Source organism: Pseudonocardia nematodicida (genome assembly GCF_040105385.1).
Classification (GTDB): Bacteria; Actinomycetota; Actinomycetes; order Mycobacteriales; family Pseudonocardiaceae; genus Pseudonocardia; species Pseudonocardia nematodicida.
The window spans coordinates 23,407-48,671 of the sequence record NZ_JBEDNQ010000010.1 but is presented as its reverse complement, the minus strand read 5'-3'; the positions used below and the strand labels follow the sequence as shown (position 1 = coordinate 48,671).

Genomic DNA, 25,265 nt, shown 5'->3' with positions numbered 1-25,265 from the left:
TGACCCGCGACGCTCCCGTCGTCCGTGTCCGGCTTGACCGCGGCACCCGGTCGGTATGTCCTGTTCGCAGGGGAACGATCCGACCGGGGGACGGACATGACCATCGACGAGGGACGCCCGCGGCTACGCGGACCACTGGGCACGACCGGCCGGGCACCGGCGCCCGACCTTGCCCGCGGGTTCATGCTGCTGCTCATCGCGCTCGCGAACACGCCCTTCTACCTGTACGGCCGGGCGACCTCCGAGGCCGGATTCCACCCGGTCGACGGGTCGATCCCCGACAAGATCGTCCAGGCGGTCCTGATCATCGGCGTGGACATGCGGGTCTACCCGATGTTCGCGTTCCTGTTCGGCTACGGCCTGGCCGTGATCTACCGGCGCCAGGGCGAGAACGGGACACCCGAGCCGGACGCGTTCCGGCTGCTGCAGCGCCGCAACCTGTGGCTGATCGCCTTCGGGTTCGTGCACGCCCTGCTGCTGTGGGGTGGGGACGTCCTCGGTGCCTACGGGCTCTGCGGGCTGCTGCTGGTGTGGCTGTTCGTCCGCCGCGCCGACCGGACACTGCTGATCTGGGCCGGGGTCGGCACCGGTGTCCTGCTGCTGCTCGCGGCGTTCTCGGTGGTCGGGGCGCACGTCACCCTGTCGACGGGGCAGGCGGCGGGCGGCGGTGCGATGCCCGACTTCGTGACCGCCAGCGCCTCCGCGGAGAACCCGCTGGTCGCGATGGGGGCCCGGCTGATGCTCTGGCCGTTCCTGGTCCTGGCCCAGGGCCTGTTCGGGCTGGCGGTGCCGGTCGCGGTGCTGCTCGGGTTCTGGGCGGCACGGCGGCGGGTGCTGGAGGAACCGGCACGGTACCGGCGGCTGCTCCTGCCCGTCGCGGTCGCCGGCATCGCGATCGGCTGGCTCGGCGGCGTCCCGCACGCGCTCGCGCACATCGGTGTCCTGGGTGGTCTGGGCGAGGTGATGTGGGTGTTCTCGACCGTCCAGATGATCACCGGTCTGGCCTGCGGGATCGGCTACGTGGCGCTGTTCGGGCTGATCGGGAACCGGCTCACCGACCGTCCGCCGGGGTGGGTCCGCACGGCAGTCACGGCGGTGGGGAAGCGGTCGCTGACCTGCTACGTCGGCCAGTCGGTGCTGTGCGCTCCGCTGCTGGCCGCGTGGGGGCTCGGGCTCGGCGCGGTGTTCGGCAGCGCGGGCATGGCTGCGTTCGCGACCGGGGTCTGGCTGGTCACCGTCGCGGTCGCCGTCGCGCTGGAGCGGCGCGGGCATCCCGGCCCGCTCGAGGTGCTGCTGCGACGCCTGGTCTACCGGACCCCGACGGGCGCCGCGGCGACGGTGGATCAGCCTCCGGCCCGGTAGACCGACGGCGGCACCCCGAACGCGCTCCGGAACGCCCGGCTGAACCCGGCGAGGTCGGTGAACCCGTACCGGCGCGCCACCCGGCTGACCGCCTCGTCGGCCCGTCGCGGGTCGGCGAGGTCGCGCCGGGCCCGGTCCAGCCGCACCCGGCGGATCCGGCGGGTCACCGACTCGCCGGTCCCGGCGTAGAGCCGGTGGAGCTGCCGGGTGGACACGAAGTGCGCCGCGGCGATCGACGCCGGACCGAGGTCGGGATCGGCGAGCGACGACTCGATGTGGCGCTCGATCCGCGCCCGCAGGTCGGCCCGGGCCCGGTCGCTCCCCGCGACCGGCGCCTCGGGAGCGTGCTCGGCGGCGAGCGTGGTGACCAGCCCGCCGATCTCGTCGGCCAGGCGCACCGAGCCGGCGGCGCTGAGCAGCGGAGGGTCGGCCGCCAGGTCCCGCAGCACGCCGGCCAGCATCCGGCTCAGACCGCTGCGGCCGTCCCACCGGCGGGCGGTCGCGGCGGCGGAGGTGGCGGCGTCGAGCTCGAGGGTCTCGCGCGGCCAGGTGAACACCCGCAGCGTCCAGTCATCGCCGAAGGTCCAGCAGAACGGCCGTCCGGTCTCGTAGACCACGAAGTCGCCGGGGCGCAGGAACACCCGGCGCCCGTCCTGGTCGAGCAATGCGGTCCCGCCGGTGAGCATCCCGACCTGCAGGTACTCGCGGTCGTCGCGACCGGCCAGCTGCCGGGTGCGACGGCAGGTCTGCGCGACCGAGCTGACCTCGGAGACCTGCAGGTGGGCGAGTGTGGCGCTGCGGACCGCGCCGGCGAAGGCGCCGCCGCGTCGCCGGTCGGGGGCGACGTCGAGCGCCACGAAGTCGTGTCGCAGCGCCTCGCGCCACTCGTCGTGCCGCCGGGTGCGGGACGCGACGACGGGCGAGCCGGGGACGAGGACCACGGGCCACCTCCGAACCGTCGTGTGCGGATCACCGACCGGATCGGTCCAGTTCACCGGCGGTGCGCAGGACGGGCAACCCGGGACCGGACCCGAACCGCGGACGCGACGACGAGGCCGTCGCCGTACCGCATCCGCGGGCCGGGCGAGGGTGGGCGCGCAGACGCAACACGCTGGCACGCTCCGCACCCCCCGCGGCGCCCTCCGCGCACGACGCTGGAGCGGACCGAGACCGGTGCCCGGCGCAGGAACGGTTCACGCGCGAGACGGGCCCGCGCCGGACCGGCCCACCACCCGACCGGCCACCCACGACCGGCCACCCACGACCGGCCCACCCGGAGGCGTCCGCGATGACCACCGCACCCGAACTGCCCCTGACCGACCTCAACGGATCGGGCACCCGGCGGGCGATCTGCCCGCACGACTGCCCGGACGGCTGCGCGATGACCGTCACCGTCGAGAACGGCCGGGCCACCGGCGTCCGCGGCGACCCCGACCACCCCTTCACCCGCGGCGGGCTCTGCGTGAAGGTCAACAACTACGTCGACCGTGTCTACAGCCCGGACCGTGTCACCACGCCGTTGCGTCGTACCGGGCCCAAGGGTTCCGGCCGCTTCGAGCCGATCAGCTGGGACGAGGCGGTCGCGACCGTCGCGCAGAACTTCACCAGGGTCATCGCCGAGCACGGACCCGAGGCGGTCATGCCGGTCAGCTACCTCGGCACCCAGGGCACGCTGAACGGGCTCAACGTCGGCGACCCGTTCTTCAACCGGATGGGCGCCACCGTCAGCGAGCGCACCTACTGCGACTCCGGGGCGTCGACGGCCTACGTGATGAGCCTCGGCCCGACCGCCGGCGTCGACCCGGAGAGCCTGGCGCACTCCCGATACATCGTCGTCTGGGCCTGCAACATGGTCTCCACCAACCTGCACCTGTGGCCGTTCGTGGCGCAGGCCCAGCGGAACGGGGCGAAGGTCGTCGTCATCGACCCGGTGAAGCACAAGACCGCGGCGCGGGCCGACTGGCACATCCCGATCCGCCCCGGCACCGACGGCGCGCTGGCCATGGCGCTGATCCACGTCATCATCACCGAGGGGCTGACCGACGCCGGCTACGTGGAGCAGCACACCGTCGGCGTCGACGAGCTGGCCGAGCGGGTCGCCGACTGCACCCCGGAGTGGGCCGAGGCCGAGACCGGGATCCCGGCCGACGACATCCGCACCCTGGCCCGCGAGTACGCCGCCGGGCAACCGTCGATGATCCGGATCGGCGTCGCGATCGAACGCCACCCCGGCGGCGGCAACACCGTGCGCGCGATCTCCTGCCTGCCCGGGCTCGTCGGCGCCTGGCGGAAGCCCGGCGGCGGGCTGCTCGCACTGCCGCTGTGGGCGTTCCCGGTGAACTGGGACGCCCTCTCGCAACCTCAGCTGCGGCCCGAGGGGACGAGGATCATCAACCAGTTCCACCTCGGGCGCGCGCTCAACGACGAGATCGAGGGCGGGAACGTCCATGCGCTGATGGTCTACAACTCGAACCCCGTCGTCGTCTGCCCGGACCAGGAGAAGGTGGTCGCCGGGCTGGCCCGCGAGGACCTGTTCACCGTCGTCTCCGAGCAGTTCCTCACCGACACCGCCCAGTACGCCGACATCGTCCTGCCCGCCGCGACCCAGCTCGAGCAGACCGACGTCATGTTCTCCTGGGGCCACCTCTACATCGGACTGAACCGGCCGTCGATCCCGCCGGTCGGTGAGGCGGTCAGCAACACCGAGCTGTTCCGCCGGCTCGCCGCGGCGATGGGCTACGACGAGCCGTGCTTCCGGATGACCGACGACGAGATGATCGCCGCCGCCTACGACTGGTCGGCGCCGGCGCTGGAGGGGATCACGCCGGAGACCCTCGCCGAGACCGGGTGGGCGCGGCTGAACCTGCCCGGTCCCGACGCCTACGCCCCGCACGCCGAGGGCGGGTTCCCGACGCCGTCCGGGAAGCAGGAGTTCGTCTCCGCGGCCGCCGCCGGCGGCGACTTCGTGCTCCCGCTGTTCCGGCAGGGTTCGAACGAGTTCCAGCCCGGCGGCGAGGTGGACCCGCTGCCGCGCTACGTGCCGCCGGCCGGGACCGACGGTCCGTACCCGCTGAACCTGATCTCGCCGAAGTCCCACGCCTACATCAACTCCAGCTACGCCAACCTGCCCGCCCAGCAGCGGGTGCAGGGCGAGCAGGCGGCATGGGTGAACCCGGCCGACGCGGCCGACCGCGACCTCGCCGACGGCGACCTGGTCCGGGTGTTCAACGAGCGCGGCGCGGTGCTGGCGAAGGCCGTGGTGACCGACGAGGTGACCCGTGGCGTCGTCCTGACGGCGATGGGGGCGTGGCGGTCGAACACCAAGGGGCAGAGCACCGTGAACGCGATCAACCCGACCGGGTTCGCCGACCTCGGCCACGCGCCCACCTTCTCGGACACGAAGGTGCAGGTGGAGCGCGCCTGACCCGGCTACGCTGCACGCCGTGGCCAGGATCTTCACCGCCAGCGTCGCGTCCGTCTACCCGCACTACGTCACGAAGATGGAGCGGAAGGGACGCACCCGCGAGGAGCTGGACGAGGTGATCCGCTGGCTGACCGGCTTCGACGACGCGACCCTGCGCCGGCACCTCGACGACGGCACGACGTTCGAGCAGTTCTTCGCCGACGCGCACCTCCATCCGGGTGTCTCGCTGATCACCGGGACGGTGTGCGGCGTGCGGGTCGAGGATGTCGAGGACCCGCTCATGCAGAAGATCCGCTACCTCGACAAGCTGGTCGACGAGCTGGCCAGGGGCCGGCCGATGTCGAAGGTCCTGCGGGCCTGACGGCGACCGGGCCGATCACCGATGCGGTGGCCCGCGTGGTGGCCGGGACGTGCACCGATCATGGGCGGTCGTCCGCCGCTCAGCGGCGGGCCAGCGCCTGCACCAGCGTCCCGGTGATCGGCAGCACGGCCAGCAGCGCGAGTGCCGCCGCGAGCCCGACGACCACGGCGAACCCGCCGACCACCGCCGCGCCGACCCCGGCCCCGGTGAGGAAGCACAGGGTGGCGACGCCGATGGCACCGCTGCGCCGGTCGTCGGGCACCGCGGCGCCGACCGCGGCGATCATCGCGGGCTGGCCGGTGCCGAACGCCAGCGTCACCAGGGCCGGGGCGAATGCCAGGACCCAGGGCTGCTCCGTCGCGATCCCGACGACCCCGGCGGCCAGACCGACGACCGTCGTCGCGCATGCGGCGACCAGCGTGCGGCGTGAGCCGAGCCGGCGCAGCAGGTACCCGGCGACCACCGGGGAGAGCACCCCCACCGCCGCGGACGGCACCAGCACCAGCCCGGTCGTCAGCGGGCTCCATCCCCAGCCGGCCAGGGCGAGCGGGATGCCCAGCAGCAGGGCGAACCAGCTCGCCGGAATCGCCGAGGCGCAGAGCGCGCTGCGCACCACCGCCGAGTTCGTGATCACCGAGCGGGGGAGGAAGCCGTCCGGACGGTGCCGCACCCACACCGCGGTGGCCGGGATCCCCACGACCAGCAGCGCCGCACCGCACACCGCGGCCACCGCGCCCGCGCTCGGTGACTGGATCAGCAGCACCAGGCCGGACACCGCGACCGCGACGGTGACCGCGCCGACCAGGTCCAGCCGGGCGCCGTCGCCGGGCACGGCGGAGCGCCGCCACAGGTAGGGCACCGCCAGCAACGCGGCCACCGGCAGCGCCACCGCGGCGCGCCAGCCGCCGACGACCGTCAGCGCGCCGCCGAGCAGCGGGCCCAGTGACGACAGCACGGCCGAGGTACCGGCCAGCCGGCCCAGCACCGCGCCGCGCCGGCCGGAGTCGGTCAGGGCGGTCAGCAGCGCCGCCGCCAGCACCGCGACCGCCGCCGCGCCCGCGCCCTGCAGCACCCGGGCGATCATGAGGTGGGTGAACGACGTCGCCAGTGCGGCCGCGCCCGCGCCGAGGGCCAGGAGCGCGACCCCGGCGCAGAGCGGGGCGCGGATCCCGGCGACGTCGGCCAGCCGTCCGTGCACCGGGGTCGCGACCGCCAGGGCCACCGCGTAGCCGCTGACCATCCAGGTCGCGGTCGCGGTCGTCACCTCGAGGTCGCCGGCGAGCAGGGGCAGCGCGACCGTCACCCCGGACGTCGAGGTCCCGGCGAGACCGAAGAGCAGGCCCAGCACGACGGACAGCAGGCCGGTGGGGGTCGCCGGACGAACGGCGCAGGACGTCACCGCACGATCCTCACCCGCGAACGCCGTCGATGCACCGTGATTCGATACGCGTCGTGCCGATCCGTGACGCCACCGCCACCGACGCCGACGCCTGCGCCCGCATCTACGCCCCGTACGTCGACGACACGGCGATCAGCTTCGAGGTCGAGGCGCCCGGGCCGGTCGAGATGGCCGAGCGGATCGCCGACGCCCAGCGGCGGCACGCCTGGCTGGTCGCGGAGGAGGAGGGGGCGGTCCTCGGCTACGCGTACGGGGGGACCTGGAAGGCCCGGCCGGCCTACCGCTGGACCTGTGAGGTCAGCGTCTACCTCCACCCCGACGCCCGCGGCCGCGGCCTCGGGCGCGCGCTCTACGACGAGCTGTTCGACCGGCTCGTCGAGCGGGGCATGCTCGTCGCCGTCGCCGGGATCACGCTGCCCAACGACCCGAGCATCGCGCTGCACGGGGCGCTCGGGTTCACCGAGGTCGGCGTGTTCAGTGGGGTCGGCTACAAGCACGGCGCCTGGCGCGACGTCGGCTGGTACCGCCGCACGCTCGCCGAGCCGCCCGCGACCGGCCCGGCCGTGTAGCGCGGTCCGTCACGCCGTCGCCAGCTCGTCGGCCCGGGCCCGCAGCAGCCGCCGGACGATCAGCGCCGACCGGGACGGCCTGCTGTCGGCCCGCTCGGCGAGACAGATCCCGACGTCGTCGGCGTCGTGCAGCGGGATCCAGGCCAGGTCGGGGTCGTCGGCCACCGGGCCGAAGCGGGCGAGCACCCCGACGCCGGCGCCCTGGCGGACCATCACCTGCACGGTGCGCGCAGACATCGCCTCGATCACGACGTCGGCGTCCGGCAGCCGTCGGCGCATCAGGTCCCACAGCACGGTGCCGGGCCGCATCGTGACGATCGGCCAGGTCTCCAGGTCTCGCCAGTGCAGCTGCGCACGGCCGGCGAGCGGGTGGTCCGGGCGCACGTGCACACCCACCGGGGCGTCGAACAGCGGGACCCGCCGGATCCCGGGTGCGGGCGGCTCCGCCGGCGCCGTGATCACCGCCAGATCGAGGTCACCGGCGAGCACGGCCGCCTCGACGTCGGCGGAGGCGCCCTCCCGGACCGAGAACCGCAGCCCGGGGTGCTGCTCGCGGACCCGGCCGACCACCGGGGCCACCAGCATCTCCACCGTCACCGAGACCCCGCCGACCCGGACGCTGCCGTGGTAGGAGCCGCGGGCCTCCATCGCCGCCCCGTGCACCGCGTCCTGCGCGGCGACCAGCCGGGCCATCGGCTCCAGCAGCGCCTGCCCGGCCGGGGTCGGCCGGACACCGGTGCGGCTGCGGGTCAGCAGGACGACGTCCAGCTCCTCCTCCAGCAGCGCGATCTGCTGCCCGAGGCTCGGCTGGCTGATCCTGCAGCGGGCCGCGGCGGACCGGAACGACCCGGTCTCCACCGCGGCCAGGAAGTACCTCGCCCGCTCGACGCGCACGGCGCTCAGGTTAGAGGAGGAACCTCTCACCCCCGAGTGGTGATCACGGCTTCCCGTGCAGGACACGCCCGGTGCACCGTCTCACCGACGCCCTGAGGGGACCTTCGACGTGGAAGGACACCGCTGTGACGGACGGACCGCTCGCCGGAGTGCGGGTGCTGGACGTGTCCACGATCCTGGCCGGGCCGCTGACGTCGTCCCTGCTCGGGGAGTTCGGCGCGGAAGTGATCAAGATCGAGCACCCGGCGACCGGGGACCCCGCGCGGTCCTACCCGCCGCTGGACGGCTCGGGCACCTCGGTCGGCTGGTCGGTGGTGGGCCGCAACAAGTCCAGCGTCACCGTCGACCTGCACCACCCGGACGCCGCGGACCTGGTGGGACGGCTGGCGGCGAGCGCCGACGTCGTCGTCACCAATTTCCGGCCCGCGACGCTGCGCCGGTTCCGGATCGACTTCGACGACCTGTGCGCCTACCGGCCCGACCTGGTGATGGTGCACCTGAGCGCCTACGGCCGCACCGGCCCCTACGCCGACCGTCCGGGTTTCGCCCGGGTCGCGGAGGCCTTCGCCGGCCTGACCCACCGGACCGGCGACCCCGACGGACCGCCGGTGTTCGCCGGCTACCCGGTCGCCGACGGCACGGCCGGCATGTACGCCGCGTTCGCGGCGATGCTCGCGCTGCGCCAGCGGGACCGCACCGGCGAGCCCCAGCTCGCCGACATCGGGCTCTACGAGCCGCTGCTGCGGATGATGGAGGACTTCATCGCCGACTTTCGTGCCACCGGGCACAGCGTCGAGCGGCAGGGCAACCGCAACCCGCACGTCAGCCCGAACAACCTCTACCGGACCCGGGACGGGCGCTGGCTCGCGGTCCCGGCCTCGACCGAGCAGATGTGGCGCCGGCTGGTCGGCGTCATGGACGCCCCCGACCTGGCGGTGCACACCACGATGACGGCGCGCCTCGAGCACCGGGAGGAGATCGAGCGGCGGGTCGGCGAGTTCATCGCGGCCCGGGACCTCGACCCGCTGATGGACGAGCTGGTCGCGGCGGGGGTCGCCGCCGGCCCGGTGAACTCGGCCGCCGACATCTGCGCCGACCCGCACATCCGCGCGCGGGGATCGCTGCTCGAGGTCGACGGCCGCTCCGTGCAGGCCCCGGCGGGCCGGTTCTCCGGGTTCACCGGCACGGTGCCACGGGGAGCTCCCCGCCTCGGCGAGCACACCGACGAGGTGCTGCGGAAGCTGGCGGGCCTCGACGAGCGGGAGATCGAGGAGCTGCGCCAGGACGGGGTGATCTCCGGATGACGCTCCCCGACCTGTCCATCGTCGTACTGGTCGCGCTGTTCGTGCTGGCCTCGGTGCTGCCCCGCTTCCATCTGGGGCTCACCGCGCTGTCGGCGGCGTTCCTGCTCGGCCTGATCGCCGGTGTCCCGTCCGACGAGGTCACCGGCTTCTTCCCGGCGAACTTCGTGGTGCTGATCGTCGGCGTGATGGCCCTGTTCGCCACCGCCAAGGTGAACGGCACCCTGGACTGGCTGCTCGACCGGCTGCTCGGCCTGGTCCGGGGCCGGGTGCTGTTCGTGCCGCTGGTCCCGTTCGTCGTCGGCGCCGTGCTGACCGCGATCGGCACGCTGCCGGCCGCCGCCGTCGCGATCGTCGCCCCGATCGCGCTGGGCCTGGCCACCCGTTTCCGGTACTCACCGCTGATCGCCTCGGTCGTCGGGGTCACCGGCATCCTCAGCGGGATCCTGTCGCCGTTCGCGATGTACGGCATCGCGACCATGCAGATGTCCGGCGACCTCGGCCTCACCGGATCCGCGACACTGCCGCTGTTCCTGGGCGCCCTCGTCGCGGGCGTCGTCATCTGCACCGGCTGCCTGGCCGTCGGCGTGCTGACCGGGGCGATGCCCCGTGGCCGCGTCGGGGCTCCGGAGGTGGCGGTCCCGGGCCGGTCCGGTGCGGCCGGCGACGACGATGCGGAGCAGGACGGCCCGGGAGCGGGCGGCGCCCGGGCGGAGGGGACGCGGTCGGGCGATGCCGGGCGGGACGGGCCGGGGGCGGGCGGCACCGGACCCGACGGCGGCGGTACGAAGACGGCCACCCGGGTCGGGACGCAGGTCGCCACCCCGGCCGTCCGGCTGCTGACGCTCGCCACCATGGCCGGCGTCGTCGGCCTGGCCGTCGGGTTCGACCTCGACATCGGCTACCTGGGCCTCACCGCGGCCGTGCTGCTGCACCTCGTGCTGCGCCTCGACGCCAACGCGACCGTCGCCGGGCTGCCGTGGAGCGTCGTGCTGCTCATCGGCGGCCTGCTCACCTACATCGGTCTGATGCAGGAGCTCGGCGCCTTCGAGCGGATGAGCGAACTGCTCACCGTGCAGGGCAGCCCGATGATCAGCCTGCTGCTGCTGTGCTTCATCGCGGCCGTGGTGACGTTCGCCGCGAGCTCGATCGCGGTCTTCGTGACGATGCTCCCGCTGCTGCCGCCGCTCATCGAGGCCGGTCTGTCGCCGGTCGGGGCCGTGCTGGCCCTGGCGCTGTCGCTGGTCCTGCCCGACGTCAACCCGCTGGGCATCACCGGCGGGCTCCTGCTCGGTTCCGCCGAACCGGCGGCCCGCGAGCGGCTGTTCCGGCACCTGCTGATCTACGGTCTGGTATCGGTGGTCGTCGCGCCGCCGCTGGTGTGGGCGCTGTTCGGCTGGTGGTGACACCGGCGGCGGCGCCGGGCGCGGTAGGCCCACCAGAGGCCGGAGTGCACGAGGAGTGCGGCGACGAGCGCGGCGCCGCCGCCCTTGGCCGAGTCCGCCAGGACCAGCTCGGCCCACTCCCGGGGCGTCTGCCCGGCGTCGTCCGCCGGCGCGGTCCCGACGTGCGCGAGCACAGACCGCCCGGTGGCGAGCACGGCACCGGCCAGGGTCGCCAGGGCCAGCCCGGCCAGGGCACCGCGCCGCGAACCGGACGACAGGCGGTGACCGGCGCGGTCCGCCGGCACCCGCTCGACCCGCCGCCGCAGGCACATCGCGACGACGACCAGCCCGGCCACCGTGCTCAGGTGCTGCAACGCCCGCGCCGCGGTGAGACCGCCCGCGAGCGGGGTCGACAGGACGTCCAGACGGGGAACCACCGCACCGTCGTTGTGGGTGAGCGAGTCCCACAGCACGTGGGTCAGCACGCCGATCAGCACCGACGGCAGCACCCAGCCCGCCCGTCGCACGAGTGGAACCGTGGGGGCCCCGGGCCGGAACCGGAACGGCGACACGGCCCCGACCGGGCGGCGCACCATTCCGTACAGCCCCAGCAGCACCAGCCCGCACGTCGTCGACACCCACAGCCCGGAGAGGCCGTGCGAGGTGGTGGCGTTGAGGAACGGCTCGTACCAGGCCTGGGCGTGCCGCGGGATGCCCAGCGTGCCGAGGAAGTACGGCACGTCCGGGGCGAGGGCCCCGCAGACCAGGGCGGGCGGCACGAACGGGCCGCGCAGCAGTGGGACGACGGCCGCGGGATGGGCGAGGGTGAACGGCATCGAGCGGACTCCTCGGTCGCGGCGCGGCGGAGGCCGGTGGCGGCCCCGGTCGGGGTTCGCACTGCATGATCGCCTGCGCGGCCGGCGGCCGGGCAGGCGGTTCCCGCGCGGAGTGGACAACGCCGCCGACGCCCGCATCCGGGCGGGTACTACCCTCGGGCGGTGTTGACCCGCGCCTACGGCATCGCCCGATCGCTCGCGATGTACCACGGCATCCCCGGCCGGCAGCGCCGGATGCGTGAGTTCTACTCGGCCTTCCTCGAGCCCGGTGCGCTCGCCTTCGACGTCGGCGCGCACGCCGGGAACCGGGTCCGGGCCTGGCGGGGACTCGGCGCCCGAGTTGTCGCGATCGAACCGCAGCCGGACTTCGTCCGGATACTGAAGGTGCTCTTCGATCGCGACGACGACGTGACCGTGCTGCCGATGGCGCTCGGCGCCGAGCCCGGCACCGCCCGGCTGGGGATCTCCCGCGCGACACCGACGGTCTCGTCGATGTCCTCGGACTGGCGCCGCACCGTCTCCGACGACGCCGGTTTCGCCGGGGTCCGCTGGCAGGACACCGTCCCGGTCCAGGTCACCACGCTCGACCAGCTGATCGCCGAGCACGGCGTCCCCGACTTCTGCAAGATCGACGTCGAGGGGTTCGAGGCCGACGTCGTCGCCGGCCTGTCCCACCCGCTGCCGGCCCTGTCGTTCGAGTGGGTCCCGGCCGCGCACGACGACGCGCTCGCCGTGATCGCCCGGCTCGAGTCCCTCGGGCCGCACCGCTACCGCTACTCCCCGGTCGAGACCATGCGCTGGGACCCCGACGCCGGCGGCGAGGACGGGCTGGACGCCGAGGGGATGACCGCGCTGCTCGACCGGCGTCGCCCGCTCGGCCGCTCCGGCGACGTCTACGTGACGCCCGCGTAGTGGCGCTCCAGTCCGTCGCGCCGATCACCCGGCAGCTCGCGGCCGCGTCCGCGCTGCTGTCCGGAGTGCTGGCGGCGCTCGTCCCGCTGACCGGCATCGGCGTCGTGCGCGTCGTCGCCGGGGTACTGCTCGCCGCGACGGCGGCCGCGCTGCTCCTGCGCGCCGCCCACCGGGCCGGGGAGGTCACCTTCGGACCCGCGGGCGCGGTGACGCTGGCCCGGGGTGCCCTGGTGCTCGGGGCCGCGACGCTGGTCGGGCAGGACGGCGCCGGGCACGTCGCCCTGGTGGGGCTGGCCGGGGTCGCGCTCGCGCTCGACGCGGTGGACGGGCCGGTCGCCCGGCGCACCGGCACCGTCACGGCGCTCGGCGCGCGGTTCGACATGGAGACCGACGCCCTGCTCCTGCTCGTGCTCTCGGTGCACGTCGCAGCGACGTCGGGTGTGTGGTGGGCGATCGCGCTCGGTGCGATGCGCTACGCCTTCGTCGCGGCGGGTCGGGTGCTGCCGTGGCTGCGGGGCGAGCTGTCGCCGCGGTACTCGGCGAAGGTCGTCGCGGCGGTGCAGGGCGTGGTCCTGGTCGTCGTCGCCACCGGGGTGCTGCCGCCGGCTGTGGAGTACGTGCTGCTCGCGGCGGCGCTGGCCGCGTTGACGTGGTCGTTCGGGGTGTCGGTCGCCGAGCTGTGGCGCGGGGCCGGTGAGCGGACGTTCCTGAGCCGTGCGCTCGGCGCCGGGCTGCTCACCGCGGCGTGTGCCGCCCTGGTCGGGGCGCTGCTGCTGGTCCCCGCCGACCCGGTGGGCATCGGGTGGCCCGCGTTCGCGCGGCTCCCCGTGGAGATCGTCGTCGGGGCCGCGGTGCTCGCCGTCGCGCCCGGACGCTCGCGCCCGGTCGTGGCGGTCGTCGCCGGGCTGCTGCTGGCCGCCATCGGGCTGTCCGCGGCCCTCGATGCCGGCTTCCTCCTGGCCCAGGACCGCCCGTTCAACCCGGTGTCGGACTGGAGCCTGCTGCTCAGCGGCCGGGACTTCGTCGCCACCACCGCCGGTGGGACCGTCGCGACCACGCTCGTGGTCGTCGTGGTGGTCGCCGCGGTCGGGCTGGTGGCCGCGTCGGCGGGGGCGGTGGTGCGGCTCGGCCGGATCGCCGCCCGGCACCGGCGGACCACCCTGCGGGGCGCGGCCGTGCTCGGTGCCGCCTGGATGGTCCTCTTCGCGCTCGCGGAGGGGCCCGCCGGACGCACGGTCGCGGCGGCCGAGGGCGCGAACCGGCTGCACGACCGGGCGGTCCAGGTCCCGGCCGCGCTCGAGGGCCGGCGTGCCTTCGCCGCCTCGGTCGGCGAGGACCCCCGGGCCGAGCGGCCCGAGGACCAGCTGCTCTCGGCGCTGCGCGGCAAGGACGTGGTGATCGCCTACGTGGAGAGCTACGGCCGCACGGCGGCCGTCGCGGACCCCGGCATGGTCGAGCGGATCGGCCCCGTGCTGGACGAGGGGGAGCGCGCGCTCGGCGACGCGGGATTCTCGTCGCGCACCGGGTTCCTCACCGCCCCGATCACCGGCGGGGGTAGCTGGCTGGCCCACGCCACACTGTCCTCCGGGCTCTGGATCGACAGCCAGCCCCGCAACCAGGAACTGCTGGCCTCCGACCGGATGACGCTGCCCCGCGCGTTCGCCGACGCCGGGTGGGAGACCGCCGCGGTGAAGCCGGGGACGACCCAGCCGTGGCCGGAGGGCACCGACTTCTTCGGTTTCCAGCGGATCCACGGCCCCGACGGGCTCGACTACGCCGGCCCGCCGTTCAGCTGGTCCCCGATGCCCGACCAGTACGCGCTGGAGGTCTTCACCCGGCGCGAGTACGCCCGCGCCGACCGCGGACCGCTGATGGCCGAGATCGCGCTGACCTCCAGCCACGCCCCCTTCACCCCGATCCCGCCGCTGCTGCCCTGGGGAACGCTCGGCGACGGCTCGGTCTTCGAACCGCACGCCACCGAGCAGCGCACCCTGGAGTCGGTCCTCGCCGGCGACCCCGCGGACCTGCTGGACGACTACCTCGACTCGGTCGGGTACTCGCTGGAGACCACACTGGACTGGGTGGAGCGCTACGGCGACGACGACCTCGTCGTGGTCCTGCTCGGTGACCACCAGCCCGGACAGATCATCGTCGGCCCGGACGCCGGGCAGGACGTGCCGATCTCGGTGCTGACCCGCGACGACGCCGTGCTCGACCGGGTCGAGCGGGAGTGGGGCTGGAACCCCGGTCTGCGACCGGAGGCGGACGCCCCGGTGTGGGGGATGGACGAGTTCCGCGACCGGTTCCTGGACACGTTCTCCGACTAGACCGGGCTCAGGCCTTCTTCAACTCGGAGTGCAGCTTGAGCACCTCCTGCCCGTCCTCCTGCTCGAGCAGGTAGGCGGGGTTGTCGTCGGTGCCGTTGCGGGACTGGGTCGACCCGTTGATCTCCCGCTCCATCCGGTCGGTGGCGGAGTCGACGACCTTGCCGGTCGGGGAGCCGTTACCCCAGTTCCACGCCACCCAGGTGCCCTTCGCGAACTTCTGCGTCATGGCGCCGGGATACCCCGGTACCGGGCGTCGAACCCGGTACCGGGGCTTGTTCACCAGATCCGGACGCGCCGGTCGGGTTCGGTGAACAGGCCGTCGTCGGACGTGACCCCGAACGCGGTGTGGAAGGTGTCCAGGTTGGTCACCACCGCGTTGCAGCGCAGGTCCGGCGGCGAGTGCGGGTCGGTGGCCAGGCGCCGGATCGCCTCGGCGTCCCGGGTCACCGCCCGCCAGACCTGGGCCCAGCCGAACAGCACCCGCTGCTCGCCGGTCAGGTCGTCCAGGACCGGGGGCTCGGCGCCGTCGTTCGCAATCGCGTAGGCCTTCAGCGCGATGGTCAGCCCGCCCAGGTCGCCGATGTTCTCGCCGACGGTCAGCGCCCCGTTGACGGTGTGGCTCGGCAGGCCGGCGGGGGAGAGCGCGTCGTACTGGTCGATCAGCATCTGCGCGCGGGACTCGAACTCGGTGCGGTCGGCGGTCTCCCACCAGTCGGTGAGGTTGCCGTCGCCGTCGTAGCGGGAGCCCTGGTCGTCGAACCCGTGCCCGATCTCGTGCCCGATCACCGCGCCGATGCCGCCGTAGTTGGCGGCGTCGTCGGCGTCGGCGTCGAAGAACGGCGGCTGCAGGATCGCGGCGGGGAAGACGATCTCGTTCATCCGCGGGTGGTAGTAGGCGTTGACCGTCTGCGGCGTCATCAGCCACTCGTAGCGGTCGACCGGACCGCCGAGCTTCGAGTACTCGAAGTCGTGCCGCCACTCGGCGGCGCGGCCGGTGTTGCCGAGCAGGTCGGCCGGGTCGATCCCGAGGCCGGCGTAGTCCTTCCACTTCTCCGGGTAGCCGATCTTCGGGGTGAACTTGCCGAGCTTCTCCAGCGCCCGCTCGCGGGTCGCCGGGCTCATCCAGTCCAGCGTCGAGATCGACTGCCGGTAGGCTTCCACCAGGTTGGCGACCAGCTCGACCATCCGGTCCTTGGCCCGCGGCGGGAAGTGCCGCTCGACGTAGAGCCGGCCGACCGCATCGCCCATCGCGCCCTCGACCAGCGAGACCCCGCGCTTCCACCGCTCGCGCAGCGCGGGCGTGCCGGACAGCGTGCGGCCGTAGAAGTCGAAGTCGGCCTCGACCAGGTCCGACGACAGGTACTCGGCGCAGGCCGAGACGACGTGCAGCGCCAGCCACGCCTGCCACTGCTCCAGCGGACGCTCCGCCCAGAGCGCGGCGGCCGCGGTGACGAAGCTCGGCTGGCGGACGATCACCTCGTCGTAGGAGTGCGCGGGCACCCCGAGCGCGGCCTCCCACTCCGCCCAGTCGAAGCCGGGCGCGGCGGCGCGCAGCTCGTCGCGGGTCATCAGGGTGTAGGTCTTCTCCGCGTCCCGGTTGGTCACCCGGTCCCACGAGGCGTCGGCCAGCGCGGTCTCCAGCTCCATGACCTGCTCGGCGATCCGGGCCGGCTCGGCCAGCCCGACCAGCTCGGCGAGCCGCTGCAGGTGCGCGAGGTAGGCGGCGCGGATCTCGGCCGACTCGTCGTCGCGGTAGTAGGACTCGTCCGGCAGGCCCAGCCCGGCCTGGTTCATGTTGACCAGGTAGCGCGAGGAGTCCTTGGCGTCGGTGGCGATGAACTCGCCGAACAGCGCCGCCCGGCCCTCGCGCTGGCGGCGCCCGAGCACGCCGGCCAGCGCCGCGGAGCCGGTCGCGGCGTAGATCTCGTCGAGCACTGGGCGCAGCGGCGTCACGCCGAGCTGCTCGACCCGCTCGACGTCCATGAACGAGGTGAACAGGTCGCCGACCTTGCGCGCCTCGGTCCCGGGCTCCGGCGAGCTCTCCGCGCACTCCTGCACGATGGCGCGCACCTGGTCCTCGGCGCGGTCGCGCAGCACCCGGAACGCGCCGTCCTGCGAGCGGTCCTCGGGGATCTCGTGGGTCGCCAGCCACCGGCCGTTGACGTGGGCGAACAGGTCGTCCTGCGGCCGGACCGCCGGGTCCACCCAGGTCAGGTCGAGGCCGGACGGCCGTGCGGTCGGGGCGGGCTCGGTGGTCGTCATGCCCCCATCCTGCCCGCGACCCCCGACGGTTTCGAGGAGGCGGGCGGGATGGGGCGGGTGTCGGGTGGCACGTCCGGTCCCCGCCGGGCCGGGGGCATGACGCCGGGACGGACGCGTGCCCGCCCAGGCCGCCGGGTCGCGTCCCGGCCGGCGCCCCCGTCCCATGTCCCGCCGCGCGAGGGCGACGGGTGGGTGCCGGGTCCCGGCACCCGCAGCCCCGCACCGGCTCGAGCCGGCGCGCGAACGGGGCCGGGGTGCGGGAACGGGGCCGCGTCCCTCAGCCGGTCCGGCGTGCGGCGAAATCGGTCCGCACGTGCGTGGGCTTGACGTGCGGAGCCGGTCCGGCGGTGCGGGGCGCGGGCGGCCCGGCGGCCGACCCGCCCGCAGTACCCCGGCCCCGGCGCTGCGCGCGACGCTCGGCCCGGTTCACCGGACGGTCACCGGTCGCGGGGACCGGTTCCACCGGTGCGTGCGCAACCGATGCGGGCACGGGCGATGCGGGGGTGACCGGCGCGGGCAGGGCCGGTGTGGGCTCCGTCCTGGCCGGGCCCGCCGTCGTACCCGCGGCCGCGGCGGTCAGGCTGTGGGCGGTGCGGGTGGTCGTGGATCGGGTGGTGCGCATACGGGCCTCCTGGCAGGACGGATGCACCCCGCACGGGGTGCGGCGGGTGGGGTCACGAGGCCGGTGACGACGGTGCGGTCCACACGGGACGGCGGAGCGCCGGACGAGCGTGCGCGAGCGCGCAGGATCGGTTCCGGGCCCGGGAGGAGACGCCACGGGCCGGCGGGACGGCGGACGACCGCCGTGAGCCGCTCAGAGGAACCGGATCAGCATGGCGGCGAGGCTAGAGGTGATCCTCCGGGCACCGCCACGGGTTTTCTCCCGACGGCGCCGCCCCGGCTACCGTCGCCGGTGTGGACGAGCCCGACACGGACCTGGTGGTGATCGGCGGCGGCATCGCCGGCGTCTCGGTGGCCTACGAGCTGGCCGCGCACGCACGCGTCGTGCTGCTGGAGGCCGAGCAGGACATGCCGGTGCACTCGACCGCGCGGTCGGCCGCCACCTACATCCCGGGCCACGGGACCGGGCCGTTCCGGGCGCTGATCGAGGCGTCCGGCCCGCGCTACGCGGCCCTGCCCGACGAGCTCGGCACGCCGCCGTTGCTGACCCCGCGCCCGGTGCTCCTGCTCGGCGACGACGAGGCCGGCGCCACCGCGCTGGCCGCCACCCTCGACGAGCAGCGCGGCGAGCCCGGCGCGCCGGAGCCGATCGACCCGGGCGAGGCGGTGCGCCGGGTTCCGGTGCTGCGCCGCCCGCCCCGCGCCGCGGCCTGGATCGCCGGGTCCGCCGACATCGACGCGATCGCCCTGCACGACGGCTACCGGCGTGGCCTGCGCGGCCGCGGCGGCACCGTGCTGCGCGGCGCGAAGGTCGTCGAGGTGGCCCGGGACGGGACCGGGTGGGACGTGCGCACCGCCGACGGCCGCCGGGTGCGCGCCGCCGCCGTCGTCGACGCCGCCGGGGCGTGGGCCGACGAGCTGGCCGCGCTGGCCGGCGTCCCGCGGGTGGGGCTGACCGCCTACCGGCGCACGATCGCGGCCTGCCCGGTACCGGACCTCGCGCGGCTGCGGCCCGGCGGAGCGCCGCTGCCGATGGTGGTCGACGCGGGCGAGCGCTGGTACGTCAAGGCCGAGCCGGACAGCGTGCTCGTCTCTCCCGGGGACGAGACCCCGCAGCCGCCGGGCGACGCCCGCCCGGACGAGCTCGACGTCGCGCTCGCCCTGGAGCGGGTGAACGAGGCGACCACGTTCGGCCTGCGGTCCGTGCGGACCGCCTGGGCCGGCCTGCGCACGTTCGCCCCGGACCGCCTCCCGGTGCTGGGGGAGTGGCCCGGCCACCCGGGGTTCCACCTCGTCGCGGGGCAGGGCGGGTCCGGGATCGAGTCGTCCCCGGCGATGGCCGCGCTGGCCGCCGCGGTGATCCTCGGGCGGACGATGCCGGCCGACATCGCCGTCGACCCGGCTGTGTGCTCGGTCACCCGGCTGACGTAAGCGCGCGCTTACCCCGCGCTGGCATCATGGCGCCCATGGCGCTGACCACCACCGGCACCGAGCGGCACGACCTGTTCTCGGGCGCGTTCTGGACCGACCCCTACCCCGCCTACGCGGCGCTGCGTGCCGAGGAGCCGGTGCGACGCCTCGAGCTCCCGGACGGGCCGGCCTGGCTCCTGACCCGCTACGCCGACGTCCGGGAGGCGCACGTCGACCCGCGGATCAGCAAGGACTGGCGGTACACGCTCCCCGCCGAGCAGCGCGCGGACTCCCCGGCCGCGCCGACGCCGATGATGATCCTGATGGACCCGCCGGACCACACCCGGCTGCGGAAGCTGGTGAGCCGCTCGTTCACCGTGCGCCGGGTGGCCGACCTGGAGCCGAGGATCACCGAGACCACCGACGAGCTGCTGGCCGCGATGCCCGCCGAGGGCACCGTCGAGCTGATGCGGGAGTTCGGCTTCCTCGTCCCGACGTTCACCATCTGCGAGCTGCTCGGGGTCCCCGCGGAGGACCGCGAGATGTTCGGGACCTGGTCGTCGACGCTGGTCGACGACTCGCCCGGCGAGGACAAGGGCGCCGTGATGGGCAAGCTGAACGGCTACCTGTCCGAGCTGATCGCGCGCAAGCGGGTGGAGCCGGACGACGCGCTGCTGTCGTCGCTGATCGCCGTCCAGGAGGAGGACGGGGACCGGCTCTCCGACGACGAGCTCGTCGCGATGGCGTTCCTGCTGCTGCTCGCCGGGCACGAGACCACCGTCAACCTGATCGGCAACGGCACGCTGGCCCTGCTCACCCATCCCGAGCAGCGCGCGCTGCTCGACGCCGACCCGTCGCTGATCACCTCGGCGGTGGACGAGTTCCTGCGGTTCTCCTCGCCGGTCTCGCAGACCCCGATGCGGTTCACCGCCGAGGAGGTCACCTACTCCGGCGTGACGATCCCGGCCGGCCAGATGGTCTTCTTCAGCCTGGCGTCGGCCAACCGCGACCCGGACTGGATCTCCGACGCCGACCGGCTCGACATCACCCGCGACGCCCCGGGCGGGATGTTCTTCGGCCACGGCATCCACTTCTGCCTGGGCGCCCAGCTCGCCCGCCTGGAGGCCAGGGTGGCGATCGGGCGGCTGTTCGCGCAGCGCCCGGACCTGGCGCTCGCCGTCGACCCGTCCGAACTGACCTACCGGGAGTCCACCCTGGTCCGCGGCCTGACGAGCCTGCCCGTGAAGATGGGCGCTTCGCGCCTGTGAGTACTTTTCGGGGCCCTGGCCACGAAAAGTACTCACAGGCGCGTCAGCGCAGTGCGGCTCCGGTCTTCTCGCGGACCTCGTCCTCCGCGACGCCGGGGGCGGTCTCGACCAGCCGCAGGCCGTCCGGGGTCACGTCGATCACGGCGAGGTCGGTGACGATCTTCGTGACACAGCCCAGGCCGGTGATCGGCAGCGAGCACCTCTCGACGATCTTCGGGGACCCGTCCTTGGAGACGTGGTCCATCATCACGACGACCTTGCGCGCGCCGTGCACGAGATCCATCGCCCCGCCCATGCCCTTGATCATCTTGCCGGGCACGGCCCAGTTCGCGAGGTCGCCGTTGGTCGCGACCTCCATGCCGCCGAGCACGGCGACGTCGAGCTTCCCGGCGCGGATCTGGCCGAAGCTCTCCGACGAGCCGAAGTAGGCGGCGCCGGGCAGGACGGTCACCGTCTCCTTGCCGGCGTTGATCAGGTCGGGGTCGACCTCGTCGTCGGCCGGGTAGGGGCCGACGCCGAGGATGCCGTTCTCCGAGTGCAGGATCACCGTCCGGCCGGCCGGGATGTGCCCGGGGACCAGGGTCGGCATGCCGATGCCGAGGTTGACGTAGGAGCCGTCGGGCAGCTCGTCGGCGACCCGGGCCGCCATCTCGTCGCGCGTGCGGGCCATCAGCCGCCTGCCTTTCGATCCGAGACGGTCCGGAACTCGACCGGCTTCTCGACGCCGGGTACGTGCAGCACCCGCTGGACGTGGATGCCGGGGGTGTGCACCTCGTCGGGGTCGAGCTCGCCGGGCTCGACCAGGTGCTCGACCTGGGCGATCGTGACCCGGCCGGCCGCGGCGCAGTCCGGGTTGAAGTTCCGGGCGGCGCGGCGGTAGACGAGGTTGCCGTGCCGGTCGCCCTTCCAGGCGTGCACCAGCCCGAAGTCCGGGGTCAGCGCGCGCTCGAGGACGTAGGACACGCCGTCGAACTCGCGGACCTCCTTCTCGGGGGACATCACCGCGACCGAGCCGTCCGCGGCGTAGCGCCAGGGCAGGCCGCCGTCGGCGACCAGGGTGCCGACGCCGGCCGGGGTGTAGAACGCGGGGATCCCCGCGCCGCCGGCGCGCAGCCGCTCCGCGAGCGTGCCCTGCGGGGTCAGCTCCAGCTCCAGCTCGCCGGCCAGGTACTGGCGCGCGAACTCCTTGTTGTTGCCGACGTAGGAGCCGATCGTCCGCCGGATCCGCCCGGCCGCGAGCAGGGTGCCGAGGCCGAAGCCGTCGACGCCCAGGTTGTTCGAGATCGTCTCCAGGTCGGTCGCGCCCTGCTCGAGCAGCGCGGCGATCAGCACCGTCGGGACCCCCGACATACCGAACCCGCCGACCGCGAGCGACGCGCCGTCGCCGATGTCGGCGACCGCCTCCGCGGCGGATGACACCACCTTGTCCATCACGCACCTCCGTCGGCGCCGACAGTACCGTTCGGTTCGCACGACGGACAACTGTTCGCTGAGCGAACGGATGCGTCGAGGCCGGTTCGAGCGCGCGCCGACCGGATGCGGTGCGGGAACGACGCCGGGGTGCGGGGTCAGTCGGTGAGGCGCGCTCCGGTGGCGGTGTCGAACAGGTGGATGCGGTCCGGGGACACCGGCGCGATCTGGATCGTCTCGCCCACCCGGGGCGAGACCCCGGACCCGGTGCGCAGCACGACGCGCTGGGTCCCCCCGTCGTCGCCGAGGGCGCCGCCGTCGACCTCGTGGCTGAAGCCGTCGTCGGGGGCGCGGTGCGGGATCCGGCCGTAGACGTAGGAGTCCGAGCCGAGCTCCTCGCACAGCTCCACGGTCAGCGGGATCGCCGGCCCGTCCACCGGGCGCAGGTGCTCCGGCCGGATCCCGACGGTGATCTCCGCTCCGCTGCTGCGCCCGAGCCCGCGCGGCACGGGCAGCGTGTACCCGGCGACGGTGACCCCGTCGGAGGTGAGCCGGCTGACGTGCAGGTTCATCGACGGTGACCCGATGAACCCGGCGACGAACGCGTTCGCCGGCCGGGTGTAGAGCTCGCGCGGCGACGCGCACTGCTGCAGGACGCCGTCGCGCAGCACCGCGACCCGGGTCCCCATCGTCATCGCCTCGACCTGGTCGTGGGTGACGTAGACCGTCGTGGTGCCCAGCCGCTGCTGCAGCGCGGTGATGCTGGCGCGGGTCTCCACCCGGAGCTTGGCGTCCAGGTTGGACAGCGGTTCGTCCATCAGGAACACCGAGGGCTCGCGGACGATCGCCCGGCCCATCGCCACCCGCTGGCGCTGCCCGCCGGACAGCGCCCTGGGCCGGCGCTCCAGGTACGGGGTGAGGTCGAGGAGCTGCGCGGCGGTCTCGACCTTCGACCGGATCTCGGCCTTGGGTGCGCCCTGGATCTTCAGCGCGAAGCCCATGTTCTGGGCCACGGTCATGTGCGGGTAGAGGGCGTAGTTCTGGAACACCATCGCGATGTCCCGGTCCTTCGGGGCCAGGTCGGTGACGTCCCGGTCGCCGATCCGGATCCCGCCCTCGTCGACGTCCTCCAGTCCGGCCAGCATCCGCAGCGCCGTCGACTTCCCCGACCCGGACGGCCCGACCATCACCAGGAACTCGCCGTCCGGGATCTCCAGTTCCAGGGTGTCCACCGCGCGCACGGGTGGCGAGCCCGGGTACACACGGGACGCGGACTCGTAGACGACCTCGGCCATGGGATGTCCCTTCTCGACGGTGAGCGGGGTGAGCGGGTGGTGGAGCGGGTCAGGTCGCGGCGACGAGGACCTCGAACACGTCGAGCGCCGGCAGCGCCACGGTGGTGTGGCCGTCCCCGTCGAGCGTGGTCTCCAGCGGTCCGGAGTCCACCAGGGACCGGACCGAGGAGATGCCGGGGACGCGCAGCGTGAGCCGGTGACCGGCGCCGATCCGGACCGGGTCGCCGAAGCTCTGCCCGCGGTGCCCGGTCAGGTTCCGCAGGTGCACGACGAGCCCGGCGCCGGAACGGCCCAGGACTACCTCGACCTGGGCGGGGAGGTCGGTGTCGACGTCGGCGCCGGGGCCGAGCAGGTCGCGGGCCGCCTCCGCCACCACGTCCCCGACCGCGCCGAGGCCGATCTCGCGGTAGGCGCGGCCCGGTGTCCAGGGCAGCGTCACCGTGCGGCCGGCGCCGCGCGCGAACCCGATGTGCGGAGGCCGGTCGACGGCCAGGTGGCCGTAGCACTTCTCCGGCGGGCCGTACGGCGCGGTGGACAGCACCGACATCCGCGTCTTCGCCCCCGGGCGGGTCCGGACGACGTGGAACTCGCCCAGGATCGGCAGCAGCGACCCGCCGTCGTCGCCGACGATCGCCGACGACCAGGTCGACTCGCGGGTGGTGTTGCTGACCAGCACGGTGTCCACCCCGGCGCCGGCGAGCTGCCCGCGCCCGTCGCGCAGCCCGGTGGAGCCGGTGAGCAGCAGCCGCCCGCCCCGCTCGACGAACCCGTCCAGCGCGGCGGCGACGTCATCGTCGAGCGGGCCGAGGTCGGGCAGCACCAGCAGGGCGTACCGGTCCAGCGAGGAGTTCCGCGCCATCTCCGCGACCCGGTTCTCCAGGAGCGCGTCGAACGGCACGTGCCGTTCGAGCAGGGCGGTCCAGAGCCCCTGGAACTCGGTCGTGCTGTGCTCCGGCCGGTCCGCCTTGAACGGGTCGGCCCGCACGATCGCGGTCCGCGCGGCCGGGACCAGTCCGGTGTAGACGTCGTGGTGGTCGCGGTGGAACCGGATCACCGACGAGCCTGTGCGCAGCGCGGCGTACGAGAACTCGTCCGGGGTGCCCATGATGTAGGTCGACGGGTAGGCGCCCCGGGCGCTCGCCTCGAGCAGGTACTGCTCGAACTGGCGGGGCTCCTCGCTGACCAGCCGGTAGGGCATGTCCAGGAACGCGACCGAGTTGACCAGCACCGGGACGTGCGGGCGGTAGCTGCGGGCGACGCTGACGTTCTCCGACGTCCGGTGCGGCCACAGTGGACGGCCGAGCGCGTTGTTCGCCTCGTGGAACATGATGTCGGCGGTGTCCCGCATGATCAGCGGGGCGTCCGGGCGGCGGGCGGCGATGAAGTCCCGGGCGCGCGCGAGCAGCACGTCGATCGTGTCGTGGGTCAGCCGCTGCCACTCGACGTAGCCGGGCGAGGCCGGGCCGGTCGGCAGCGTCCCGCCGAGCCGGCCGGCGAACGCGGCGACGCAGGCCACGCACCGGCAGACCCCGCGGTAACGCTTCTCGTAGTCGACCTCGTTGAAGCCCATCCAGTTGAAGAAGAACCCGTCGATCCGGTAGCGGCCCAGGATCTCCCCGAGCACCTCGAAGATCTTCTCCTGGTAGTACCCGCCGCTCGGGCAGACGCTGGTGAGGCCCTGGTGGACCTGCCGGGTGCCGTCGGGTGCGAGATAGCACCAGTCCGGGTGCGCCTCGGCGACCGGGCGGTCGATCTTGGAGAAGTCCATCCGGGCCAGTACCCGCACGCCGCGCCGGGCGGCGGCGGTGACGGCGTCACCGATCAGGTCGCCCGAGGTGCGCTGCGCGAGCGCCGGGTTCCGGGTCTGGTGCGCCAGCCCGGTCGGGTAGTTGGACACGATGCCCCCGCAGCTGAGCAGCCACGCGTCGGCGCCGTAGGACTCGATGCCGTCCAGCACCCGCTCGACGTCCATCCCGGCGTCGATCTCCCGGATGTTGGTCTGGAACATCCGGAACGGGGCGTTCCACCACAGTGTCGCCGTCCCGGTCATCCGGCGGCCTCCGTGCCCGCCCCGGCGCCGGGCGAGCCGGGACGGCCCGGGATCCGCACCGGATAGCCTGCCGCGACGGGCACCGCCGCCACCGGTGCGCCCGTGCCTGGAGGGTCCGGACATCCGATGACCGACATGCCAGGAGTCTTTGCGACGCCAGATTGTCTGTCAAGTGCTGT

General features: G+C 74.1%; 20 protein-coding genes. 10 read left to right on the top strand and 10 right to left on the bottom strand.

All coding sequences use genetic code 11. The annotated features are described in order from the left end of the window. The first annotated feature begins 96 nt into the window (after window positions 1-96). Window positions 97-1,362: a DUF418 domain-containing protein gene (locus tag WIS52_RS22480; RefSeq protein ID WP_349300317.1), complete on the top strand. Its 1,266-nt coding sequence runs from the start codon at window positions 97-99 to the stop codon at window positions 1,360-1,362. Here the strand turns inward: WIS52_RS22480 and WIS52_RS22475 are convergent. Then, window positions 1,344-2,303, bottom strand: a complete 960-nt coding sequence (locus tag WIS52_RS22475; RefSeq protein WP_349300316.1) for an AraC-like ligand-binding domain-containing protein — start codon at window positions 2,301-2,303, stop codon at window positions 1,344-1,346. The two genes, WIS52_RS22480 and WIS52_RS22475, sit on opposite strands and share 19 nt — an antisense overlap. A 347-nt stretch (window positions 2,304-2,650) precedes the next feature. Between WIS52_RS22475 and WIS52_RS22470 the strand changes: the two genes are divergently transcribed. Both WIS52_RS22470 and WIS52_RS22465 read left to right on the top strand, forming a co-directional pair. Further along, complete coding sequence (locus WIS52_RS22470) at window positions 2,651-4,786, top strand: molybdopterin-containing oxidoreductase family protein (RefSeq protein ID WP_349300315.1); 2,136 nt, start codon at window positions 2,651-2,653, stop codon at window positions 4,784-4,786. Between the two features lie 19 nt (window positions 4,787-4,805). After that, the gene (locus WIS52_RS22465) at window positions 4,806-5,147 is read left to right on the top strand and encodes a DUF2200 domain-containing protein (protein WP_349300314.1); all 342 of its coding nucleotides are present in this window, start codon (window positions 4,806-4,808) and stop codon (window positions 5,145-5,147) included. 79 nt (window positions 5,148-5,226) lie between these two features. Here WIS52_RS22465 and WIS52_RS22460 read toward each other — a convergent pair whose 3' ends face one another. Then, window positions 5,227-6,546, bottom strand: a complete 1,320-nt coding sequence (locus WIS52_RS22460; RefSeq protein WP_349300313.1) for an MFS transporter — start codon at window positions 6,544-6,546, stop codon at window positions 5,227-5,229. Window positions 6,547-6,599: 53 nt separating this feature from the next. Here WIS52_RS22460 and WIS52_RS22455 point away from each other — a divergent pair, with 53 nt between their 5' ends. Beyond that, window positions 6,600-7,115 (top strand): GNAT family N-acetyltransferase, encoded by a 516-nt coding sequence (locus WIS52_RS22455; RefSeq protein WP_379610408.1) that lies wholly within the window; start codon window positions 6,600-6,602, stop codon window positions 7,113-7,115. Between the two features lie 9 nt (window positions 7,116-7,124). Here the strand turns inward: WIS52_RS22455 and WIS52_RS22450 are convergent, their stop codons facing one another. Beyond that, complete coding sequence (locus WIS52_RS22450) at window positions 7,125-8,009, bottom strand: LysR family transcriptional regulator (RefSeq protein WP_349300312.1); 885 nt, start codon at window positions 8,007-8,009, stop codon at window positions 7,125-7,127. Window positions 8,010-8,134: 125 nt separating this feature from the next. Here WIS52_RS22450 and WIS52_RS22445 point away from each other — a divergent pair, with 125 nt between their 5' ends. Together WIS52_RS22445 and WIS52_RS22440 are read left to right on the top strand one after the other, a co-directional pair. Beyond that, window positions 8,135-9,313, top strand: coding sequence for a CaiB/BaiF CoA transferase family protein (locus tag WIS52_RS22445; protein WP_349300311.1), 1,179 nt, complete (start codon window positions 8,135-8,137; stop codon window positions 9,311-9,313). Further along, window positions 9,310-10,716 carry an SLC13 family permease gene (locus tag WIS52_RS22440; protein ID WP_349300310.1) on the top strand — a complete coding sequence of 469 codons (1,407 nt, stop codon included), beginning with the start codon at window positions 9,310-9,312 and terminating at the stop codon, window positions 10,714-10,716. The genes WIS52_RS22445 and WIS52_RS22440 overlap by 4 nt, the downstream gene beginning before the upstream one ends. Here the strand turns inward: WIS52_RS22440 and WIS52_RS22435 are convergent. Beyond that, complete coding sequence (locus WIS52_RS22435) at window positions 10,653-11,531, bottom strand: DUF4184 family protein (RefSeq protein WP_349300309.1); 879 nt, start codon at window positions 11,529-11,531, stop codon at window positions 10,653-10,655. The genes WIS52_RS22440 and WIS52_RS22435 overlap by 64 nt on opposite strands. A 162-nt stretch (window positions 11,532-11,693) precedes the next feature. On the opposite strand from WIS52_RS22435, the gene WIS52_RS22430 reads away from it, so the two are divergent. Both WIS52_RS22430 and WIS52_RS22425 read left to right on the top strand, forming a co-directional pair. Further along, window positions 11,694-12,443, top strand: a complete 750-nt coding sequence (locus WIS52_RS22430) for an FkbM family methyltransferase (RefSeq protein WP_349300308.1) — start codon at window positions 11,694-11,696, stop codon at window positions 12,441-12,443. Then, complete coding sequence (locus WIS52_RS22425; protein ID WP_349300307.1) at window positions 12,443-14,770, top strand: CDP-alcohol phosphatidyltransferase family protein; 2,328 nt, start codon at window positions 12,443-12,445, stop codon at window positions 14,768-14,770. Before WIS52_RS22430 ends, WIS52_RS22425 begins: the two co-directional genes overlap by 1 nt. 7 nt (window positions 14,771-14,777) lie before the next feature. Here the strand turns inward: WIS52_RS22425 and WIS52_RS22420 are convergent, their stop codons facing one another. Together WIS52_RS22420 and WIS52_RS22415 are read right to left on the bottom strand one after the other, a co-directional pair. Continuing rightward, a complete protein-coding gene (locus tag WIS52_RS22420; protein WP_349300306.1) occupies window positions 14,778-14,996 on the bottom strand; it encodes a hypervirulence associated TUDOR domain-containing protein in 219 nt (72 codons plus the stop codon). Window positions 14,997-15,046: 50 nt separating this feature from the next. Then, entirely contained in the window at window positions 15,047-17,032 is a 1,986-nt protein-coding gene (locus tag WIS52_RS22415) for a M13 family metallopeptidase (protein ID WP_349300305.1), read from the bottom strand. A 915-nt stretch (window positions 17,033-17,947) separates the two neighbouring features. Here WIS52_RS22415 and WIS52_RS22410 point away from each other — a divergent pair. Together WIS52_RS22410 and WIS52_RS22405 are read left to right on the top strand one after the other, a co-directional pair. Beyond that, on the top strand, window positions 17,948-19,084 hold the full coding sequence (locus WIS52_RS22410; RefSeq protein WP_349300304.1) for an NAD(P)/FAD-dependent oxidoreductase: 1,137 nt from the start codon (window positions 17,948-17,950) through the stop codon (window positions 19,082-19,084). 35 nt (window positions 19,085-19,119) lie between these two features. Beyond that, window positions 19,120-20,331 (top strand): cytochrome P450 family protein, encoded by a 1,212-nt coding sequence (locus WIS52_RS22405; RefSeq protein WP_349300303.1) that lies wholly within the window; start codon window positions 19,120-19,122, stop codon window positions 20,329-20,331. 43 nt (window positions 20,332-20,374) lie between these two features. On the opposite strand, the gene WIS52_RS22400 is transcribed toward WIS52_RS22405, so the two are convergent. From WIS52_RS22400 to WIS52_RS22385, 4 genes are all read right to left on the bottom strand, one after another. Next, window positions 20,375-21,001 carry a 3-oxoacid CoA-transferase subunit B gene (locus WIS52_RS22400; RefSeq protein WP_349300302.1) on the bottom strand — a complete coding sequence of 209 codons (627 nt, stop codon included), beginning with the start codon at window positions 20,999-21,001 and terminating at the stop codon, window positions 20,375-20,377. Further along, window positions 21,001-21,762, bottom strand: a complete 762-nt coding sequence (locus WIS52_RS22395) for a CoA transferase subunit A (protein WP_349300301.1) — start codon at window positions 21,760-21,762, stop codon at window positions 21,001-21,003. The genes WIS52_RS22400 and WIS52_RS22395 overlap by 1 nt, the downstream gene beginning before the upstream one ends. Before the next feature lie 137 nt (window positions 21,763-21,899). After that, complete coding sequence (locus WIS52_RS22390; protein ID WP_349300300.1) at window positions 21,900-23,036, bottom strand: ABC transporter ATP-binding protein; 1,137 nt, start codon at window positions 23,034-23,036, stop codon at window positions 21,900-21,902. Window positions 23,037-23,085: 49 nt separating this feature from the next. Beyond that, entirely contained in the window at window positions 23,086-25,086 is a 2,001-nt protein-coding gene (locus tag WIS52_RS22385; protein WP_349300299.1) for an alpha-amylase family protein, read from the bottom strand. Between the last annotated feature and the right edge of the window lie 179 nt (window positions 25,087-25,265).

Excerpts from the sequence above, each read along its gene's own strand:
- WIS52_RS22480 (WP_349300317.1), top strand. The coding sequence starts at position 97 with ATGACCATCGACGAGGGACGCCCGCGGCTACGCGGACCACTGGGCACG.
- WIS52_RS22470 (WP_349300315.1), top strand. The coding sequence starts at position 2,651 with ATGACCACCGCACCCGAACTGCCCCTGACCGACCTCAACGGATCGGGC.
- WIS52_RS22440 (WP_349300310.1), top strand. The coding sequence starts at position 9,310 with ATGACGCTCCCCGACCTGTCCATCGTCGTACTGGTCGCGCTGTTCGTG.
- WIS52_RS22435 (WP_349300309.1), bottom strand. The coding sequence starts at position 11,531 with ATGCCGTTCACCCTCGCCCATCCCGCGGCCGTCGTCCCACTGCTGCGC.
- WIS52_RS22420 (WP_349300306.1), bottom strand. The coding sequence starts at position 14,996 with ATGACGCAGAAGTTCGCGAAGGGCACCTGGGTGGCGTGGAACTGGGGT.
- WIS52_RS22415 (WP_349300305.1), bottom strand. The coding sequence starts at position 17,032 with ATGACGACCACCGAGCCCGCCCCGACCGCACGGCCGTCCGGCCTCGAC.
- WIS52_RS22405 (WP_349300303.1), top strand. The coding sequence starts at position 19,120 with ATGGCGCTGACCACCACCGGCACCGAGCGGCACGACCTGTTCTCGGGC.
- WIS52_RS22400 (WP_349300302.1), bottom strand. The coding sequence starts at position 21,001 with ATGGCCCGCACGCGCGACGAGATGGCGGCCCGGGTCGCCGACGAGCTG.
- WIS52_RS22395 (WP_349300301.1), bottom strand. The coding sequence starts at position 21,762 with ATGGACAAGGTGGTGTCATCCGCCGCGGAGGCGGTCGCCGACATCGGC.
- WIS52_RS22390 (WP_349300300.1), bottom strand. The coding sequence starts at position 23,036 with ATGGCCGAGGTCGTCTACGAGTCCGCGTCCCGTGTGTACCCGGGCTCG.
- WIS52_RS22385 (WP_349300299.1), bottom strand. The coding sequence starts at position 25,086 with ATGACCGGGACGGCGACACTGTGGTGGAACGCCCCGTTCCGGATGTTC.